General features: G+C 35.5%; 19 protein-coding genes. 14 read left to right on the top strand and 5 right to left on the bottom strand.

Annotated features, from left to right (window positions below):
• The first annotated feature begins 4 nt into the window (after positions 1-4).
• The 5 genes from FNW21_RS14575 (at position 5) to FNW21_RS14555 (ending at position 4,953) form a co-directional block, all read left to right on the top strand.
• Entirely contained in the window at positions 5-685 is a 681-nt protein-coding gene (locus FNW21_RS14575) for a peptidoglycan DD-metalloendopeptidase family protein (RefSeq protein ID WP_144257490.1), read from the top strand.
• Between the two features lie 307 nt (positions 686-992).
• Complete coding sequence (locus FNW21_RS14570) at positions 993-1,538, top strand: helix-turn-helix domain-containing protein (RefSeq protein WP_144257497.1); 546 nt, start codon at positions 993-995, stop codon at positions 1,536-1,538.
• A gap of 50 nt (positions 1,539-1,588) precedes the next feature.
• Positions 1,589-1,783, top strand: coding sequence for a hypothetical protein (locus FNW21_RS14565; RefSeq protein ID WP_144257489.1), 195 nt, complete (start codon positions 1,589-1,591; stop codon positions 1,781-1,783).
• A 96-nt stretch (positions 1,784-1,879) separates the two neighbouring features.
• Positions 1,880-4,519, top strand: coding sequence for a CHASE3 domain-containing protein (locus tag FNW21_RS14560; protein ID WP_144257488.1), 2,640 nt, complete (start codon positions 1,880-1,882; stop codon positions 4,517-4,519).
• Positions 4,519-4,953 carry a response regulator gene (locus tag FNW21_RS14555; protein WP_144257487.1) on the top strand — a complete coding sequence of 145 codons (435 nt, stop codon included), beginning with the start codon at positions 4,519-4,521 and terminating at the stop codon, positions 4,951-4,953. Before FNW21_RS14560 ends, FNW21_RS14555 begins: the two co-directional genes overlap by 1 nt.
• A 389-nt stretch (positions 4,954-5,342) precedes the next feature.
• Here the strand turns inward: FNW21_RS14555 and FNW21_RS14550 are convergent, their stop codons facing one another.
• A complete protein-coding gene (locus FNW21_RS14550; RefSeq protein ID WP_144257486.1) occupies positions 5,343-6,494 on the bottom strand; it encodes a Gfo/Idh/MocA family protein in 1,152 nt (383 codons plus the stop codon).
• Between the two features lie 247 nt (positions 6,495-6,741).
• Here FNW21_RS14550 and FNW21_RS16380 point away from each other — a divergent pair, with 247 nt between their 5' ends.
• The 6 genes from FNW21_RS16380 to FNW21_RS14525 all read left to right on the top strand — a co-directional run bounded on the left by FNW21_RS16380 (position 6,742) and on the right by FNW21_RS14525 (position 10,294).
• Complete coding sequence (locus FNW21_RS16380) at positions 6,742-6,879, top strand: hypothetical protein (protein WP_185963941.1); 138 nt, start codon at positions 6,742-6,744, stop codon at positions 6,877-6,879.
• Between the two features lie 170 nt (positions 6,880-7,049).
• Positions 7,050-7,523 carry a Dps family protein gene (locus tag FNW21_RS14545; protein WP_144257485.1) on the top strand — a complete coding sequence of 158 codons (474 nt, stop codon included), beginning with the start codon at positions 7,050-7,052 and terminating at the stop codon, positions 7,521-7,523.
• 20 nt (positions 7,524-7,543) lie between these two features.
• Complete coding sequence (locus FNW21_RS14540; protein WP_144257484.1) at positions 7,544-7,723, top strand: hypothetical protein; 180 nt, start codon at positions 7,544-7,546, stop codon at positions 7,721-7,723.
• A 248-nt stretch (positions 7,724-7,971) separates the two neighbouring features.
• Entirely contained in the window at positions 7,972-9,426 is a 1,455-nt protein-coding gene (locus FNW21_RS16745) for an OmpA family protein (RefSeq protein WP_144257483.1), read from the top strand.
• A gap of 234 nt (positions 9,427-9,660) precedes the next feature.
• Positions 9,661-9,846 (top strand): hypothetical protein, encoded by a 186-nt coding sequence (locus FNW21_RS14530; RefSeq protein WP_144257482.1) that lies wholly within the window; start codon positions 9,661-9,663, stop codon positions 9,844-9,846.
• A 58-nt stretch (positions 9,847-9,904) separates the two neighbouring features.
• Entirely contained in the window at positions 9,905-10,294 is a 390-nt protein-coding gene (locus FNW21_RS14525; protein ID WP_144257481.1) for a low affinity iron permease family protein, read from the top strand.
• Between the two features lie 97 nt (positions 10,295-10,391).
• On the opposite strand, the gene glgB is transcribed toward FNW21_RS14525, so the two are convergent.
• From glgB to FNW21_RS14505, 4 genes are all read right to left on the bottom strand, one after another.
• Positions 10,392-12,299, bottom strand: coding sequence for a 1,4-alpha-glucan branching protein GlgB (glgB, locus tag FNW21_RS14520; RefSeq protein ID WP_144257480.1), 1,908 nt, complete (start codon positions 12,297-12,299; stop codon positions 10,392-10,394).
• A 38-nt stretch (positions 12,300-12,337) separates the two neighbouring features.
• Positions 12,338-13,966: a trehalose synthase gene (locus FNW21_RS14515; RefSeq protein WP_144257479.1), complete on the bottom strand. Its 1,629-nt coding sequence runs from the start codon at positions 13,964-13,966 to the stop codon at positions 12,338-12,340.
• Positions 13,966-15,900, bottom strand: coding sequence for an alpha-1,4-glucan--maltose-1-phosphate maltosyltransferase (locus FNW21_RS14510; RefSeq protein WP_144257478.1), 1,935 nt, complete (start codon positions 15,898-15,900; stop codon positions 13,966-13,968). Before FNW21_RS14510 ends, FNW21_RS14515 begins: the two co-directional genes overlap by 1 nt.
• Before the next feature lie 354 nt (positions 15,901-16,254).
• Positions 16,255-17,535: a glucose-1-phosphate adenylyltransferase gene (locus FNW21_RS14505; RefSeq protein WP_144257477.1), complete on the bottom strand. Its 1,281-nt coding sequence runs from the start codon at positions 17,533-17,535 to the stop codon at positions 16,255-16,257.
• Between the two features lie 256 nt (positions 17,536-17,791).
• Here FNW21_RS14505 and FNW21_RS14500 point away from each other — a divergent pair, with 256 nt between their 5' ends.
• Genes FNW21_RS14500 through FNW21_RS14490 form a run of 3 tightly spaced genes read left to right on the top strand, consistent with a single transcriptional unit; the run spans position 17,792 to position 19,566 of the window.
• Positions 17,792-18,658, top strand: a complete 867-nt coding sequence (locus FNW21_RS14500; protein WP_144257476.1) for an alpha/beta fold hydrolase — start codon at positions 17,792-17,794, stop codon at positions 18,656-18,658.
• A gap of 55 nt (positions 18,659-18,713) precedes the next feature.
• On the top strand, positions 18,714-19,103 hold the full coding sequence (gene msrB / locus FNW21_RS14495; protein WP_144257475.1) for a peptide-methionine (R)-S-oxide reductase MsrB: 390 nt from the start codon (positions 18,714-18,716) through the stop codon (positions 19,101-19,103).
• Positions 19,104-19,107: 4 nt separating this feature from the next.
• On the top strand, positions 19,108-19,566 hold the full coding sequence (locus FNW21_RS14490) for an endonuclease III domain-containing protein (protein WP_144257474.1): 459 nt from the start codon (positions 19,108-19,110) through the stop codon (positions 19,564-19,566).
• Positions 19,567-19,611: the final 45 nt, after the last annotated feature.

Raw genomic sequence — 19,611 nt, 5'->3', positions numbered from 1 at the left:
CCAAATGACAGCACTAGAAACCCTACTCCAAAAAATTATAAATGTAAAAGTAATCGCCCAAGAACTTGATTACAGCGAGTATATGCCGTTAGATTTATCAGTGAACAATGCGGAGTTATTACAATTAGATCTTGGTAATGCTACAACATTTGAGGAATTCATTCAAAACAAGTTGGCTCTAAACAACTCAAAAGTTGGTTTTGGCGGTTACAATGAAGAGCGCAATTTATACAAGCGAAGTACTGTTTTTAAAGACTCGGATACCGAGGAGCGCAACATTCACATTGGTTTAGACGTATGGATTGCTGCTGGAACTCCTGTTTTGGCAGCGATTGATGGCAGCATACACAGCTTTGCTAACAATGCCAATTTAGGCGATTACGGACCAACTATAATTTTAGAACATCAACTAGAAAACCTAACTTTTTATACTTTATACGGGCATTTATCTCTAGAAAGTCTTACCAATCTTACCGTTGGAACCTTTTTTGAAAAAGGACAACAAATAGCCACTTTGGGAGAATCTACCGTAAATGGGGATTATGCACCACATTTGCATTTTCAAATTATTCATGATTTGGGAGCTAAAAAAGGAGATTATCCAGGCGTTAGCAGCAAAAATGAGTTGGCTTTTTATTTAAAAAATTGCCCCGACCCTAACTTGTTATTAAAAATCGAAAACTAATACCTATACTCCTGATTTTTTATTTTTTACTGCAATTCGAATACCTTCGTTCGTTTTTTTTTAATTAAATAGTAGAATAGCAAGTCACTATTTTTCATGACTTTATAGCGCTTTTCACTTTTTTTAAATGTGTGAATTATATAACTTTTGCACCTAAAAGTATAACAGCAACTTCAATATAAGGCTTTCCTTTACCAAAAGGAATAATTGCTTATTGCTACTTTTTTTAGCATGCCCAAATGAATAATTATTCCTTATAATTAACCCCAAAAAACAGCCCCAAAATTTGAAACTATACATAAAATATATGGTAAGCAACCGATGTAAAATGGCGGTTAAAGAAGAATTAAAAAAACTTGGTCTGCATTATATTGTAGTCGATTTAGGCGAGGTAGAAATTATGGAGACTATTTCTATGTTCCAGCGAGAACAACTAAAAGCTGTTTTATTAGATTCGGGTTTGGAATTAATGGATGATAAAAAAGCCATGCTAATCGAGAAAATAAAAAACGTCATTATAGAAATGGTTCACCACTCCAATGAAGTAATAAAAATAAATTTTTCGGATTATTTGCGAGAAAAACTCAACCACGATTACACCTATTTATCAAATCTTTTTTCAGAAGTGCAAGGAACCACAATTGAGCAATTTATCATTTCGCATAAAACGGAACGCATCAAAGAATTGATTATTTATGGCGAACTCAACATCACAGAAATCGCTTGGAAAATGGGCTATAGCAGCGTAGCACATTTATCAAGTCAGTTCAAGAAAGTAACCGGACTTTCGCCTTCGCATTTTAAACAATTAAAAAATAAACGCCGCAGCCCAATTGAAGAAATTGGTAATTAACCGCTCAAAAAGCACAACAACAATAGTGCAACTATTTAAAAATCAATATTATGAATATTAAAAGAATCTTTGGAGTACTCCTAACTTTACTAGGAATTGCAGCACTTATTTATACCGCAACCTTGTTTTTGAATAGCGTTGATAGCGATCGAGATATCAAAATGCTTGTTATATATGGAGTTTTAGGCGTGGTGTTTTTTGTTTCAGGAATGGGATTAATTAAAACCATTAAAGATGAATCATAACTGTTTTTTATAAAATTGGTTTCGATTTTTATTTTTTATAACAACATCCGTGTTACCCTTTTGTAACAAATAGCGAATGCAAATACTTACTTTTTTATGTCAAATGCATTCGAAAAAAAAACGAATCTATTTTATTTTTTTGCAGTCCTTGCATTAGTATGCATATTGATTTTTTATTACAACAACACGTTAAAAGTAAAACAAACCAATAGCTTAATAGATCACACCATCGAAGTGCAATTAATGAGTGACAAAGTCCTAATGGATGTTCTAAATATTGAAACCAGTACTCGTGGATTTGTCATAACTGGTCAACAAACGTTCTTGTCTCCTTACAAGATATCGATACAAACCATTAGTCACAATATTGCTAATTTAAAAAAACACACCAGCGACAATCCATCCCAGCAAATTAGGATTGATTCCTTGCGCAAAATCATAGCGCATCGCTTGCTGTATTCTAGAAAAGTTATCCTGCTCAAGCAAAAAGGCAATTGGAACGAAGCCGAAAAAATAGCAACCTTGTTGGAAGGAAAATTTTTAACTGATTCTATTCGGAGCATTATCGACCGAATCAACTCGGAAGAATCACAACTACTTACGCATCGAAAATTAGAAAACAGCAAAAGCACTTCAAGTACGAACAATTTGTTTATTTTACTTTTGGTTTTTATTGCCATTACCATTTTACTAGTTATTATAATTGTTCGCAATCAACGCTTTAGAACTAATGAATTAGAAAATTTTACGCATTTACAAAACCGATTATCCAAGTATTCCTTGAGTTTGATCGAAGCGAGTTTGGATCCATTGGTTACCATAAATACCGAAGGAAAAATTACCGATTCTAATGAAGCCACCGTAAAAATCACTGGGATTGAGCGTGAAAAATTAATTGGGTCGGACTTTTTTGATTATTTTACAAACCAACAAATGGCTCGCGAAGTTTATCAGGAAGTTTTTGCCAAAGGATCCGTAGCGGATTCGCCCTTGACGCTACTTCGTAGTGATGGCAAATTGACCGATGTCCTTTTTAACGGATCGGTGTATAAAGATGATTTCGGAAACGTACTAGGTGTGGTCATTGTAGCACGGGATATTGCCGAGCAAAAAAGAATTGAAAAAGAACTTATCGAAGCCAGAGTTTTTGCTGAATTAGCCACCGAAATCGCCGAAGAAGCCAAAATCAAAGCAGAATTTGCCACTCAAACTGCCCATATCGCCGTAAAATCAAAGCAACAATTCTTGTCTAATATGAGTCATGAAATTAGGACTCCCATGAACGCTATTATTGGTTTTACCAAAGTAGTGCTTAAAACTGATTTGACCTCCAAACAAAAAGAATACCTTACCGCCATAAAAATGAGTGGCGATGCCTTGATTGTTTTGATCAATGATATTTTGGATTTGGCCAAAGTCGATGCCGGAAAAATGACTTTTGAAGAAACTCCGTTCAAATTAAAAATGTCAATTTCATCGATGTTGCATTTATTTGAAACCAAAATACAAGAAAAAAATCTAAAATTAGTAACCCAATACGACTCGGCTATTCCCGAAGTTTTAATTGGAGATCCCGTACGATTGCATCAAATAATACTCAATTTAGTAAGCAACGCCGTTAAATTTACGGCATTAGGAGCAATTACAGTAAGCACAAAACTCCTAACGGATGAGACCGAAAAAGTAACTATACAATTCGCCATTACGGATACTGGAATAGGCATTGACAATAGCAAAATAGCTAGTGTTTTTGAGAATTTTCAGCAAGCAACTAGCGATACCTCGCGCTTGTTTGGCGGTACTGGTTTGGGTCTTGCCATTGTAAAACAGTTGGTCGAAGCCCAAGGCGGTAGCATTATAGTCGAAAGTACCTTGGGACGTGGCTCGACTTTTAGCTTTGTTTTGCCGTTTCAAAAAACCAAAGAAAAAGCAGTTTCGGATATCGAAATAATCGAATTGGATGCAACCATCAAAAGCATCAAAGTATTGGTTGTCGAGGATATGCCGCTCAATCAATTGTTGATGAAAACTGTGCTAGACGATTTTGGTTTTGAATGCGATATAACTGCCAACGGCAAACTCGCAGTCGAAAAACTGGAAACCAACAGCTACGATATTATTTTGATGGACTTGCAAATGCCCGAAATGAATGGCTTTGAAGCTACAGAATACATTAGAAACACCTTGCAATTAGATATTCCTATTATTGCCTTAACGGCTGATGTTACCACGGTTGACGTTGCAAAATGTAGGGCGGTTGGCATGAATGATTATGTAGCAAAACCATTAGACGAAAAATTATTGTTCAACAAAATTGTGGGTTTAGTCAAAAAACCAATCCAAAAAATACCCGACCAATTAGAAAACCAAAAAAGTGAAAAATGTACCAATTTGAGCTATTTGAGACAACGCACCAAATCCAATCCCAAATTAATGTCCGAAATGATAACCATTTATTTAGTACAAACACCGCTTTTAATCGAGTCTATGAAACAAAGTTTTAAGGATCAAGATTGGCAGCTTTTGCACGCTGCGGTTCATAAAATGATTCCGTCATTCTCGATTATGGGCATCAGCACCAAATTTGAAAACAGTGCCAAAAAAATACAAGAAATTGCCAAAACACAACAAGAGTTAGAAGTTATTGAAGCCCTAGTTGCTACAATAGAAAGTATTTGTTTACAAGCTTGCACCGAGTTACAAATAGAATTAACCACTATAAAAAATATGCTATAATGACTACCGAAAAAAAAATAAAACTATTCTTGGTCGACGATGATGCTTTGTTTCTAAAAAGTTTAGAAATAGAGTTTCTAGATCATGCCGATTTTATCTTAGAAACCTATGCCACAGGGGAACTTTGCCTTGCAAATTTAGACCGTAATCCAGATGTAGTTATTTTAGATTACCAACTTGACGGCATTGATACAAGTGCTATAAATGGGATTCAAACTTTGGATAAAATAAAAGCCCACAACGCAGAAACTCCAGTTGTAATGCTTTCTAGCCAAGATCGAATTGAAGTAGCTATAGACTGCATGCACCATCAAGCATTTGACTATGTCGTAAAAAGTGAAACGGCATTTGTACGATTACAAAAAATTATTGGAACTATTTTTACATACAAAAAAATGGAAAAACAACTCCATTGGTACATGGATCGAATGTAACACGATGCTTCTCCCAACCCTCACTAGCATAGGTAAACATTAGGCTAGTGCGATGCGTCCCGCTTTTACCAAAAAAAAGTTAGGCTACAATACATCATAAAAAAAGGACATTCAAAATAGTATTGGAATGCCTTTTTTAGGCTCTTCGCCATAATTAGTGGAAAATCAAATTTCGATAACCAACTCATTTGATTAATCTGCTAAATCTGCGTGCCATTTTTCACGCAGATTTAGCAGATTTAGCAGATTCTTTTAATACCTGAAACAAATGCCTTCTTAAAATTCCACTGTTTTAGGCGAAGAATCCTTTTTTATTTGCAAATAATGATAAAGAGATTAGTATTGTGCAATAAAAATTGGTTCTACCATGATTTAGCTTTCCTAATTTTCTATTTTAGAGAAATCTTTTTTCCAGTTTTTGCAGCTTTATATATGGCGTTAATAATGCTAACATCTTTTAATCCCTCTGCTCCTGTGATATGATTTGGTAATTTTTTATTTGCTAACAACAATTTACATATTTCATCCAATTGTGTTTTCTGTTGGTTTATTTCAGGAAATTTTAATACTCCAGCCGATGTTTTACCTACAAAAGGACCATAACTCAAAGCTGGACTTAATTCAAACGAACCTTCGTCGGCAACTGCGTAAAACCGATTCGTATCGAAACCGCAAGAGGTAGTGCAGTTGGAAATCGCATCGCTTTGAAATTCCATTTGCCAAGAAATTGATTCTTCAGTTTCTGAAAATCGATCTTTATTATTGACAGTACCAAATTGGGCAGTAACAGCAATTGGTTCTTCTCCCAAAACATAACGACTAGCTTGAATGCAATAAATACCCAAATCCATTAATGGTCCTCCGCCTGATAATTTTTTATTCAGTCTCCAATCGTTTTTTTTATCAACAATAGTTGTTTTGTCAAGCGTGTCATAGGTTTTGTATCCAAGTGAGGCTTCTATGAATCGAACTTGTCCAAAAACTTTTTCTTGTCCTAATCGTTTAATTTCTAAATGTGTAGGTTCGTAATGCAAACGATAACCAACAGCCAATTGAACCTTGTTTTCGTTACACGCTTTGATCATTTCTTGGCAATCTGCAACAGAAATAGACATTGGTTTTTCGGTAATTACATTTTTACCTGCTTTTGCTGCTCGAATTACGAACTCTTTGTGCAAACCATTAGGCAAAACAACATAAACTAAATCGATGTCTTTGTTATGAATTATTTCGTCAAAATTTTGATAATTATAACTATTTTTATCGGGAATATTGTATTGGGCTTTCCACTTTAAAGCTTTTTCAGGAGAACCCGTAACAATTCCTGCTAGATTACAATATTCAGAAACTGCTATTCCAGAGGCTAACATAGTTGCGTAATTACCTAAACCGCAAAGCGCTATATTTAATTTCTTTCCCGTATAGGATTTTTTCTGTTTTACTGACTGCGTTATAAATGAGGGTAGCGTTGTAATGACCACTGACGCACCAACGCCTAAACCAAATTTGTTTACAAATGAACGTCTTGAAATGTTTTGCATGAAAATTACTTTTTAAATGGATACTTTTATATGAGTATGCTTTTTAAAAAGAATGTTACATTTCTATTTTATCAGCCGTTTTTGAGTTAACTATACGCCAACAGGGCAATAACTCGCTGTTACTAGCAATAGCATGTAAACAACACTGCCTAAAACTGACACAATGACATCTTTTGACCAAACAATAGCATCTCGTGTTCAAACAATAGCGTCTCGTGTTCAAACAATAGCATCTCGTGTTCAAACAATGGCATCTCCGACTGAAACAATGGCAGGTCAGACTCAAGTAATAGCCTCTCGTGTTCAAACAATGGAGTCCCATGTTCCAACAATGAGCATTCGAGCTAATGCAAAGGTATTCCTGATTCCAAAACTAGAATTTTAGTCTTATAGTCCTGATTTTACTGGATTCCAGAGCAAATACTCCTATTTATAGCATACGGTTTATGTGTGAATGATACAACTTCTTACACAAATAGTGTAACAAATAAAGCCACAAAGAGTTGCACCTTTGTAACGCTATATAACTGATATCTAGCAACTAAAATGTAAACTATGCAACCAGCAATTGGAATTTCCGAAAAAAATTTAGAAAAAAGCATCACCTTTCTATCTTCTATTTTAGCCGATCAAATGACTTTGTACATTAAAATCCGAAAATTTCATTGGAATGTTTCTGGCGAAAGTTTTATGGAATTGCACAAATTATTCGAAAATCAATACAAACAATTAGAGGAATCTATTGATGAAATTGCCGAACGGATTAACAAATTGGGCGGAAAAACAATAGGAACCTTGAAAGAGTTTTCGGAAATGACAAGACTTAAAGAATTCCCTGGTCACTATCCTACTCAAAAAGAAATGATCAAAGAATTGTTAGGCGATCAGGAAACCATAATCATAGAGTTGCGCAAAGACATAACCCTTTGTTCTCAAGAAAATAAAGATGCTGGAACAGTTGATTTTATGACTGGAATGATGCAAGATCACGAAACCATGGCATGGATTTTAAGGCGGTATTTAAGTTAACTAAAATAAAACGTAACAGCATGAAAACAGCAATAACCGAAACAGCAACAATATCAAGAAGTCATTGTAGGGTGGGCAAAATAACGGCGAGAATTGTTCCCGAAACAACAACTAACGAAAGCAACACCATCGAATTGCATCAGGAAGATTTCAAGAAATCCATAGAAGATTTTATTGAAAACAAACACACTATTTTGTAATTTCAAAAAAAGTAGTTGCATCTTTTTACCAACTCAACAGCACTCAAAATACCACTTTTTATCTTAATCAAAAAAAGTCTATACCTACGAATAAACCAGTAGTTATAGACTTTCTTGCATTTATAAGCAACAACAATACCTATCCAGAAGCTAAATATGTGAATATTGCAACTTATCCCAAAAGTTATATAACAAGTTATAGCCAGTAGTGTAGCACCTTTGTATAAATAATTTAACAACAAAACAAAATGAAAAAACTACTATTTTTATGTACGTGCCTCGCATTTACACTCGTTACAAAAGCACAAACTGAAGACAAGAAATGGAATATTGGTCTTCATACAGGAGTGACACAATACCACGGTGATTTAGGAAATAATTTTTACAAAACGGATAAAGCCTTTTATGGTTTTGGAGGACTTTCTATTTCAAGGTATTTAGGTCGGTATTTTGATGCTTCGATTTTATTAACCAAAGGAACAATAGGGTACAATAGTACAACTGGAAGTTTCAAAAGCGATTTTAATGCTGCGTCATTCAATCTTCGTCTTAATCTATTAGGACCAGAATATGCCGTTAGACCTTTCGTATTTGGTGGTGTTGGTGCTATTTTATTTGACAATGATGTCAATTTTCATCAAGCAAAAATTGACTATGCCTTACCAACAGCTGGTGGTGGTGTCAATTTTAGATTAAGTCCTGCTATAAATCTTAATTTGCAAGAAACCTTTAGTTTTATGAACAAAGACAGAAGAGATGGCGTAAATAAAGGCAAAAACGATGCGTACTTATCACACATGGTGGGGCTAACTTTTAATTTTGGTGCCAAAAATGATCTTGATAATGACGGTGTTTCGGACAGTAAGGACAAATGTCCAGATACTCCAGTAGGAGTTGCGGTTGACAAAACAGGTTGTCCATTAGACCGTGATAAAGATGGTGTAGCTGATTATTTAGACGCTTGCCCTGATGCCGCTGGAACGCTAGCACTTAATGGTTGTCCTGATCGTGACAATGATGGTGTAGCTGATAAAGATGATAAATGCCCCGATACTGCTGGAACAATCGCTCTTAATGGTTGTCCTGATACCGATGGCGATGGTGTAGCCGATGCCGATGATAAATGTCCTAATACCAAAATGGGAGTAAAAGTAGATGCCATGGGTTGCCCAATGGATAATGACAAAGATGGTACTGTAAATGATGAGGATCGTTGTCCAGATATTGCTGGCCCAATGAGCTTAAAAGGATGTCCTGATACCGATGGCGATGGTGTAGCTGATATTGATGACCGTTGTCCTACTCAAAAAGGAACTATCGAAAACAAAGGATGTCCAGATATCACTCCAAAAGATGCCAAACGTATTACATACATTGGTAGCAAAATTTTCTTCGAAAATGGTAGTGACAAACTTAAAGTGGGTTCATTAGTACAACTTGACGAACTAGCCACCATACTTAACCGTTACGAAGGAGCTAATTTATTGATAGAAGGTCACGCTGATAGCAATGGTAGTGATGATTTTAACTTAAACTTATCGCAAAAACGTACAGAGTCTGTCAAAAAATACCTAGCGAACAAAGGAGTTATGGAGTCTCGATTGACTGCCATAGGTTTTGGAGAAAGCAAACCAATTGCTTCTAACAAAACAGCGTTAGGTCGTGCCAAAAACAGAAGAGTAGAATTGAAAACATCGTATTAATACGAAACAATAAGGTTGAGGTTTTTTTTTAAATTTGGGTGAAAAGGGCTGTTGATTTCAACAGTCCTTTTCTTGTTTTATAGGATTTTAACAACTAAAATGCTTTTCAAGGCAAACTATAAAAAGTGGTAATAACACAACTAAAATCCATAATTATAGAACTTTTATTTGCCAAAGAAAAAGGAACTTTGTTATGCTACAAACCCTAAAATTCTCTTCTAAAACAAAATAAAAATGAAAAACGAAGATGTCCAAAAACAACCAAAAAACACCAAAACAAAAGTATTATGGCATCAAAAAATGATTAACAATCATTTAAAATCAGCCTTGCAGGAGAACACAGCACCAGTAGTAGCACTCCTTTTTCCCGAAAAAGAAACTACTAATGTATACCTACGTAAACCAGAAGATAAAAAGTAACATAGTCAAAACCCAGCACATCCAGCTCTAATCCAGCACTTTGAAAACATAAATCACAATGAAAATATACAGTCAATGCGAAATCATCTTCGAAAAATTAACCTCTTATGCCACGATGATTCTAGGAAATCCCATTAGCTTCATACTTGCCTTTATAATGGTTATTGTATGGTGGACTAATAGTTTTTATACCGCCATTGATGTGCACCAAATTATTGGTGACATTATTTTTGGAGTGACGTTTTTGAGTTTATTCATCATTCAAAAATCATTCAACCGGTTCTCTGGATCATTGCATCTCAAGCTTAACGAATTGGTAGCAACCAGCGAAGGCGCCAGAAATACCGTAATGAATGCTGAAGAAAAAACCGAAAGAGAAATCACGGAACTCTCCAAAGAATACTCCGATTTAGCAGAACAAATTATTGAAATAGAAAAGGAAATCTAATCCATCTGCGATTATGTAACTAAAAAATCCTATTCCATGTTCTTTATAAAATTATAAAGAAACACCGAATAGGATTTTAAATTATGCTAAAAATACGTTACAAAATCTTGAAAACCGTTACTGACAAAGGAGGTAAAAGCAATTCAGCCGAATAATCTCTACCATCATAAGGAGTGGCTTCAATGAGTAATTTACTCGGATTTTGAACACCGCTTCCGCCAAAGGTGGTATCGTCACTATTGAAAATAGGCACTAATTTTCCTTTTTTGGGCAACCCAATTCTATAATTAGCACGCACCACTTGGGTAAAATTACATACTACAATCACGTCTTCTTTGGGTTTATTTCCTTTTCGTATAAAACTCATAACGGCATTTTGATGATCGGAATAGTTAATCCATTCAAATCCTTCGGGACTGAATTGTTTTTCGTGCAAGGCTGGTTCCGTTTTGTACAACTCATTCAACTTGGTAATCAAGCGTTTTACGCCCTCGTGATACGGGTATTGCAACAAATGCCAATCTAGACTTCCTTCAAAATTCCATTCGCTACTTTGTCCAAATTCGCTTCCCATAAACAACAATTTGGTACCCGGATGCGTAAACATATAGCCATAAAGCAAACGCAAATTGGCAAATTTTTGCCATTCATCTCCCGGCATTCTACCCGCAATAGATTTTTTGCCATACACGACTTCATCATGCGAAAGAGGCAACATAAAATTTTCAGAGAACGTATACGTCATCGAAAAGGTCAAATCATTTTGATGGTATTTTCTATACACGGTTTCTTTCTGGAAATATTCCAAGGTATCGTGCATCCAACCCATCATCCATTTCATCCCAAAACCCAATCCGCCAGCAAATGTAGGTCGAGAAACCATAGGGAAAGAGGTACTTTCCTCGGCAATTGTTTGTACGCCTTCATAATTATAATACACAGCTTCATTGAAATCTTTTAGGAAACTTATGGTATCTAGATTTTCTCTACCCCCATAAATGTTAGGCTCCCACTCCCCGTCTTTACGGGAATAATCTAAATACAACATCGAGGCTACAGCATCTACTCGAAGCCCATCGGCGTGGTAATATTGTAACCAAAACAAGGCATTACTAATCAAAAAAGAACGCACTTCATTACGACCATAATTAAAAACCAAACTTTTCCAATCCGGATGATACCCTTTTTTACGATCAGGATGCTCAAAAAGATTAGAGCCATCAAAAAAGCCTAAACCGTGTGCGTCATCAGGAAAATGTGACGGAACCCAGTCCAAAATCACTCCAATTCCTGCTTGGTGCAATTTATCCACCAAGACCATAAAATCCTGTGGTTGCCCAAAACGAGAAGTGGGCGCAAAATAACCTACTAATTGGTATCCCCAAGACGGATCATACGGATATTCCATTATAGGCATAAATTCCACATGCGTGAAACCTGTTTCTTGAACGTATTGTACTAAATCATCAGCAAATTCCAAGTACGTCAAAAACCGATTTTCTTTTTCATGGCGTTTCCAAGAACCCAAATGCACCTCGTAAACGGAATAGGGTTTGTCCAGCGCATTAGTCACTTTGCGAGTTTCCATCCAGTTCTCATCCTTCCATTTGTACTCTAAATCCCAAATTACAGATGCGGTATGTGGTGGTTTTTCGCAGTAAAAAGCAAATGGATCGGCTTTCTCGGTAATAATCCCCCCATTATTAGATTGTATTTTGTATTTATACGTGGTTCCTTTCTCGATTCCAGGAATAAATCCTTCCCAAATTCCAGAGGAATCCCAGCGTACTTGCAATGAATGCTCGCCTTGAATCCAATAATTAAAATCGCCAATTACCGAAACGGATCGGGCTGATGGTGCCCAAACTGCAAAATAAACACCTTTGACCCCATCGACTTCGATAAGATGCGCGCCTAGTTTTTCGTATAATCTAAAATGTTTTCCCGCTTTGAATAAATCAATATCAAAATCTGTAAAAAGCGAATGTGGTTGTACTTTGTTCATTGTTATAATGGGTTGTATATTGCTATAAGTAACTGTTATTAATCAAAATTCATAATACTCGCAATTCCAGTCAACGGAATTACAGACCAGCGTGGCCGTGAGTTGAGCTCATACCCCAACTCGTAAACTGCTTTTTCTAACAAGCAATATTTTAATAGAAAATCAATTTCTTTCTTGTATCCAATATTTAGATTTTCGCCTTGAGCGACTTCGGTATAGGTTTGCAAGAATACGCCAACAAAATATTTATACAAAATTTCGCCAGCATGAAATAAATCCTTTTGCTCAAATGGATATTTGTCCTTATTATTGAATAAGGTGGCATAAATCGAGTAATGAAACGATCTAAACATGCCTGCTACATCCTTTAATGGCGGCTGTTTTACCTTACGATCCCGAATGGTACTTTCTGGTTCTCCTTCAAAATCAAGTAAATAAAAATCTTCGCCGTTGACTAAAACTTGTCCCAAATGAAAATCCCCATGAATCCTGATGCGTTCTGATTTCATTTTGGTCCAATCAAAATCTAAAAATGCTTTCCGAATGTCTTTTTTATGATCCAAAAATTTATTGGCTAATTCAAGAGCCAATCCATCTAGTTTGTGCAAATTGTTTTCCAGAATATTCAAGCGGTTTTGAAATTGATACGTCAATCTATTTTTCAACCAAACCGAATAATCGCCATTGTAGGTAATGGGTGTAAAAGCCGTTTCGTGAATATCACTCCCTAATGCAATGTGCATTTCGGCGGTTCGAGTGGCGAGTGTTTTTGTACGCATAAAAATACTTAAACCAGCCCAATCTATTATTTCATGCGGTATATCATTGATTTTTAATCTTTCGAATAATGCAATATCGGGTAGTTTATGAATCTTGATTTTTTTGTGATGCAAACTTTCAAAAATTCGATCCACTTCTTCCAACATAAATTTCCACGCATCGCCTTGATTGGGAACTAATTCCTGCATCAAACCAAGCGTGATATTCCCTTCGGTCAAAACAACGCTAATGCTTCCTGTATAAGCTGGTGAACTTTTAAAATTCATCCTTTCGGTCAAAAATCTACTGATTTCGTAATCAGGATTCATGCTAATGTAGATGCGTCTAAAAATTTTTAGAACCAAGGATTCATTGTAAATAATCGACGTATTACTTTGCTCCACGCCCATAAATTTGGACGTTTTGTACGCAATAGCATCCAATTTATCGCCTTTGTGAAACTTTAATTTGGAATCTTCTTTTTCTTTAGAATTTAAAATATTATCGAATAATAATTTCCTGAAATCCTCTTGGTGCAACGCATCTACCAGAAACCCTTCCACACCATTCATTTTGATGGGAGCAATTATGGTGTTGGTGTCCAAATCCTCCTCGGCCATGAATGAAATGGGCATAAAATAGTGCTGATAAAAAGCTTCCTTGAAATTTACTTCTAATAAAACGCCGTAATAGGTATGTTTCTTGGAAGCAATTTTAAACGAATCTACGACTTCAATATACTTCAATGTACTGGCTTTGCCACCGTACCAGCGTTTATTAATAATGTAATTTTCAAGGATATCCGAAGAAAATACCTTTACAAATTCATCATCTTCAAAAGCATTTTTCCAATTGGCATTAAAGACAAAAGGATTTTGAAATTCGTCCTCGTTAATTTTATCGACCATTATTTCTGAATTTTAAATAAATGAAAAGGCAATTCAGGCGAAAGAACAACAAAATTCCATTCTTTGTCCCAAAAATAGGTGTTTCCAGTAATCAAATCCGTAACATGAATGGGTTGATTCCCCAGTTGCTCCAACGGAATTCGAACCATTGCTTGACTGGTATTAAACGCATCTAAACTTACGACCATCAATGTTTCGTTTTGCTTGTTATCGTCAAATTTGTAATAAGCCATGACTTGCTCATTATTAGTATCACAAAAAACAATATTGTTGGTTTGTTGCAACGAATCTTGCTCTTTTCGAATGGCGTTTACTTTGGTAATTAGGGTAGTCAATTTATTTTGCTTTTCCCAATTCCATTTGTAATATTCGTATTTTTCAGAGTTTAGGTATTCTTCTTTCCCAGCTGCCATTGGAGCACAAACCATATATTCAAACACGGGACCGTAAATCCCTACGCTAGAACTCAAAGTAGCTGCAAGAAAATATTTTTGCAAGTGAACCGATTCGTTACCGCTTTGCAATGCAAATGGATTGATATCAGGCGTATTGGGCCAAAAATTAGGACGGTAAAACTCTTTTTGTTCGGACTGTGTCAATTCCTCCACATAATCTGTAAGTTCCTTTTTGGAATTTCTCCAAGTAAAATAAGTGTACGACTGGCTAAAACCTTGCTTTGCCAATTCGTTCATTATTTTTGGTCGTGTAAAGGCTTCTGCCAAAAACAAAACATCAGGATGTTTTTTCTTGATTTCGGCAATGAGCCATCCCCAAAAATAAAATGGTTTAGTATGCGGATTATCAACTCTATAAATCTTGATGTTGCACTCTTCAATCCAAAACAAAGCCACATCTAGTAACTCTTTCCAAAGGTTTTTCCAATCGCTACTTTCAAAATAAATAGGCTGAATATCTTGGTATTTTTTAGGTGGATTTTCGGCATATTGTACCGTTCCATCTGGTCGCCACTTGAACCATTGTGGAAAATCCTTTACATACGGATGATCTGGTGCGGCTTGCAAGGCATAATCCATAGCAACTTCTATCCCTAATTCTTGCGCTTTGTGAACCAATGCTTTAAAATCATCAATAGTTCCCAATTCTGGATGCGTTGATTGGTGTCCGCCGTGATGGGAACCAATTCCCCAAGGCGAACCTACATTACCATATTCAGCAGTTGTTGCATTGTTTTTTCCTTTTCTATTTACTTCGCCAATGGGATGAATGGGTGGGAAATACAAGGTATCAAACCCCATATCGGCCACGCGCTGCAACAATCGTTCGCAATCCTTAAACGTACCATGACGCCCTTCATCTGGCGATGCTGACCTAGGAAAAAACTCGTACCAAGTACTAAATAATGCTTTTTTTCGATCAACATACACCTTTAATTCAAGCGATTTATTTTCTAAAAAACGGATGGGATATTTTTTAAAAAAACTTTTCAATCGATACGAAGTGGCTTCACGTATTGCATTTTCATACTCGGATTCTGTAGTAAAATAATAGGCCAACGTGTTCAAATAATCCACTTCATCTGATGTTGCGAGAGCAAGAATAGCACGAACATACTCTGCCCCTTCCAGTAATTCTGACTTTACATATTGATTGTCTTGAATTTTTCGTTCGGTTCCGTGTTGCCAATTCAAGGCATAATCGACCCAACCTTCAACATAATAGGTATAAAATCCTTGTTTTTCTACTTTAAATTCAGCAATCCATTCATCATTAACCGTAGGAGTCATGCGCACTTCTTGACTATATTCATCGGATTCATGCTTAAATTTCACACAACTTTCTAAAACATCATGCCCATCCGAAAATAAATCGGCGGTAACAACAACTTTTTGTCCCACAATTCTTTTTATGGCATTGGCACCACAATCCAATTGCGGCGAAACATTTTCTATTATTATTCGAGTTTGATTTTGCATTTTGTACTTTTAATTTGACTTGGTAATTTACTAAATATTATATATTCAAGAAACTTTAGCAATATAATTATTATTTTCTCATTAATATTGCCGAATTTGAAACAATTATTAAAAATTTTAAAACGATTTACTAAAACTAATCCTTTTATCTTTACAATTTGGAAGGTTTAGTTTGTTTTTTTTCTAAAAAAAAGGAAATGCGAATTCAATTATAAGGCAAAAAATCCAAAATTCACAGTCCACACTCTTTATTAGTTCTCAAACTCTTTTTATATCAATTACAAAAAAGCGGTATAAAGAGCTAATTTTAAGAATATGATCTCTAATTTTGGATTTTTTTATAATCCTAAAAAATTAAGATATTGTGAAATTATTAGGTAGCACTGCTCCTTTTTTTATCACAACAATCCCATCTTTTATGGCATACAATTTATTGGAATCATTCTCTAAATGTTTGCCTCCATTAATGTGTACATCATTACCTATTCGGCAATTTTTATCAACGATGGCGTTGTTTATAAAACATCGCTCGCCAATTCCTACGAGTTGCCTGTCGTTATAAATATCATCTTTCATATCATCAATGCTTTGATAAAAGTCGTTACCCATTACATACGTATTTTGGATAACGGTTCCTTCGCCTATTCGAGAACGAATTCCAATTACTGATTTATGGATTTCTTGGGCTTGAATAATACATCCTTCGGAAATTAAGGATTTTTCGATCAACGTTTTTTGGAATTTTGATGGTGGCAATAAACGGGGTCTAGTGAAAATTTTATTGTCATTATCAAATAAATTAAACTCCGGAATATCATTTGTCAAGCCAATATTAGCTTCAAAAAACGAATCAATATTACCAATATCAGTCCAATATCCTTCGTATTGGTAACTTAATATTTTATGATGACCCACCGCTTGTGGGATAATTTCTTTTCCAAAATCTTTGGTATTTGGATTTTTCATCAACTCAACTAACAACTTTTTGTTAAAAATGTAAATCCCCATCGAAGCTAAATAATGTTTGCCTTGGCTTTTCATTTCGTCACTCACATCTGACTCCCAATCTGGCAACAATTCAGCAGCAGGTTTTTCTATAAAAGACTCAATACAACTCTCAGAATTGGTTTTCAAAATCCCAAATTCTGGTGCATCCTTGGCGTTTACAGGTAATGTCGCAATCGAAATATCGGCATCGGCTTGTATATGCGCTTCGAGCATTTCGTTAAAATCCATTTGGTACAATTGATCTCCAGAAAGTATCAACGCATAATCAAATTCATGATTCAAAAAGTGAGGCATACATTGACGTACGGCATCCGAAGTTCCTTGAAACCAAGTAGGATTATCCGGAGTTTGTTCGGCCGCTAAAATATCAACAAAAGCGTGACTGAAAATACTAAAATTATACGTGTTCTTGATGTGCGCATTCAACGAAGCCGAATTAAATTGCGTCAATACAAACATCCTGTAAATATCGGAATTCATACAATTCGAAATCGGAATATCAACCAATCGATATTTCCCTCCAATTGGAACAGCTGGTTTTGAGCGAGTTTCTGTTAACGGATACAATCTAGAGCCCTGCCCTCCTCCTAAAATAATGGCGATAACGTTTTTCTTTTTTGGTTTCATTTTTTGTTAATTATTAAATTGTACACTTATATATATGTTTTACTACTGCTAGTTCCAGAATGATTAATTGCATCAAAAACAACTTTTAAATATTAAAAAAGCAACGTTTTTAGAACCAACTCAAACGTTGGTAGTTGAAAAATTTTATTGATTCCCTTATTTTTTTGCAAAAAAAACATAAATAATAGTACTTTTATGTTTTTCTAAATTTAGTAAAAAAAAGGGAACATCGTAATGCAATTAAAAATTTATTTTAATGACAAAAAAAAACAAAAATAGGTCTCAATCTTTAAGAATTCCGAGGATTATTTTACTTATTTGTGGCTTTTTAGCTTTTATTTCGACAAAATTAGTAACACTATTTGCAGCAAAATTATTTACAACTCCCATAAAACATAAGCTTCCCAAAAGAGAATTGGAAATGAATAGCAAAAGCATTCAAAACTTAATTCGGATTCCAGCAATACACAAATCGGTTATGGTGTATGAATATGGCAACTCCAACCGAAAAATTTTATTGGTGCATGGTTGGTCAGGAAGAGGCACCCAATTGTTTAAAATTGCCGATGCGCTATTGGCTAAAGGCTATTCTACAATTAGTTTTGATGCACCCGCACACGGAAAATCGCCTGGGAGCACCACCATAATGGTCGATTTCATTGCCGCAATTATAGAAATTGACCAGCAATATGGGCCATTTGAAGCAGTCATTGGGCATTCGTTAGGCGGTATGGCAGTTTTGAATGCTTTGAAAAAAGGACTCAAAGTCAATAAAGCAATCGTCATAGGAAGTGGCGATATTGTACAAGATATTTTGGATGATTTTATTGCTAAATTAGAATTGAAGCCCAATATTGCCACTGAATTAAAGCTGCATTTTGAAAAAAAATACAACGAAAAAATGGATGATTTTTCAGCATATAAAGCTGCGGCAATGCTTTCTATTCCAGTACTAGTGCTACACGACACTACAGATGACGAAGTTCCCGTAAAAGCTGGAATTCACATTCACAAGCACTTAAAAAACGGTCAATTAGTACTCACTGATGGATTGGGTCATCGCAAAATTTTGGGTGATACCACCGTTATAAACAAAGTAATTTCGTTTCTAAAAGAAGCTTAAAACTATACTTTTTTCCTTTTTAAAAATTTTTAAATTACATAAAAAAACAAATGTTATGACTTATCCGTTACAAAAAAACGAGCAAGAATGGCTAGAACAATTGGGAACAGAACGATACCGAATTCTACGTCAAAAAGGAACCGAATACCCGCATACAGGAAAATACAATTTGCATTTTGAAAAAGGAACCTACTGCTGTGGCGCCTGCAATGAACCTCTGTTTGACAGTAAAGCCAAGTTCGATGCCCATTGTGGTTGGCCATCGTTTGATGAATCTATTCCTGGCAAAGTCAGTTACATAACCGATTCAACACACGGAATGCAACGCACCGAAATCCTCTGTGCCAATTGTGGCAGCCATTTAGGGCATGTATTCAATGATGGATCAACCCAAACAGGACAGCGGTATTGTGTCAATTCGGTATCGGTAGATTTTAAAGAATAGCGCAATGGACTTGTTTGGAAACACCCCCAATTGGGAAAGTAATTTAGCACCAATTCTTGAAAAATACAGCCGAAAAAAACATCCATTAGCGTATCAAAACCGATACCAACTTATGGTAATGGTACTTTTATCGGCGCAAGACTCTGATGCGAATATCAATTCGCTTGCCTCCCTATTATTTCAAAATTTTCCGAGTATAGAAAGTCTTTCTGTTGCTAAAAAAACAGCTCTAATTCCTTATATTGCCAATGTCAAAAACGTTGAGACCAAAGCCAACTGGTTATTAGAAATAGCTAAAACCATCTCAAAAAACGAAAATATTCCCTTAACGATGGAGGGTTTAACCGCATTAAAAGGCATTGGCCGAAAATCAGCCAATGTCATTTTAAGAGAAGCCAATCAACCCGCAGTGGGAATTATAGTCGATTTACTTCAGTACATGACAAAAAGCATATTTCATTGAAAACCAACAAAATAAGATGTTAAAAATTAGGATAAAAGACTGATA

Origin of the sequence: Flavobacterium restrictum, assembly GCF_007097245.1 — a bacterium.
Taxonomy (GTDB): domain Bacteria; phylum Bacteroidota; class Bacteroidia; order Flavobacteriales; family Flavobacteriaceae; genus Flavobacterium; species Flavobacterium restrictum.
The sequence above is the reverse complement of the archived record's forward strand: the minus strand, read 5'-3'. Positions and strand labels throughout refer to the sequence as shown.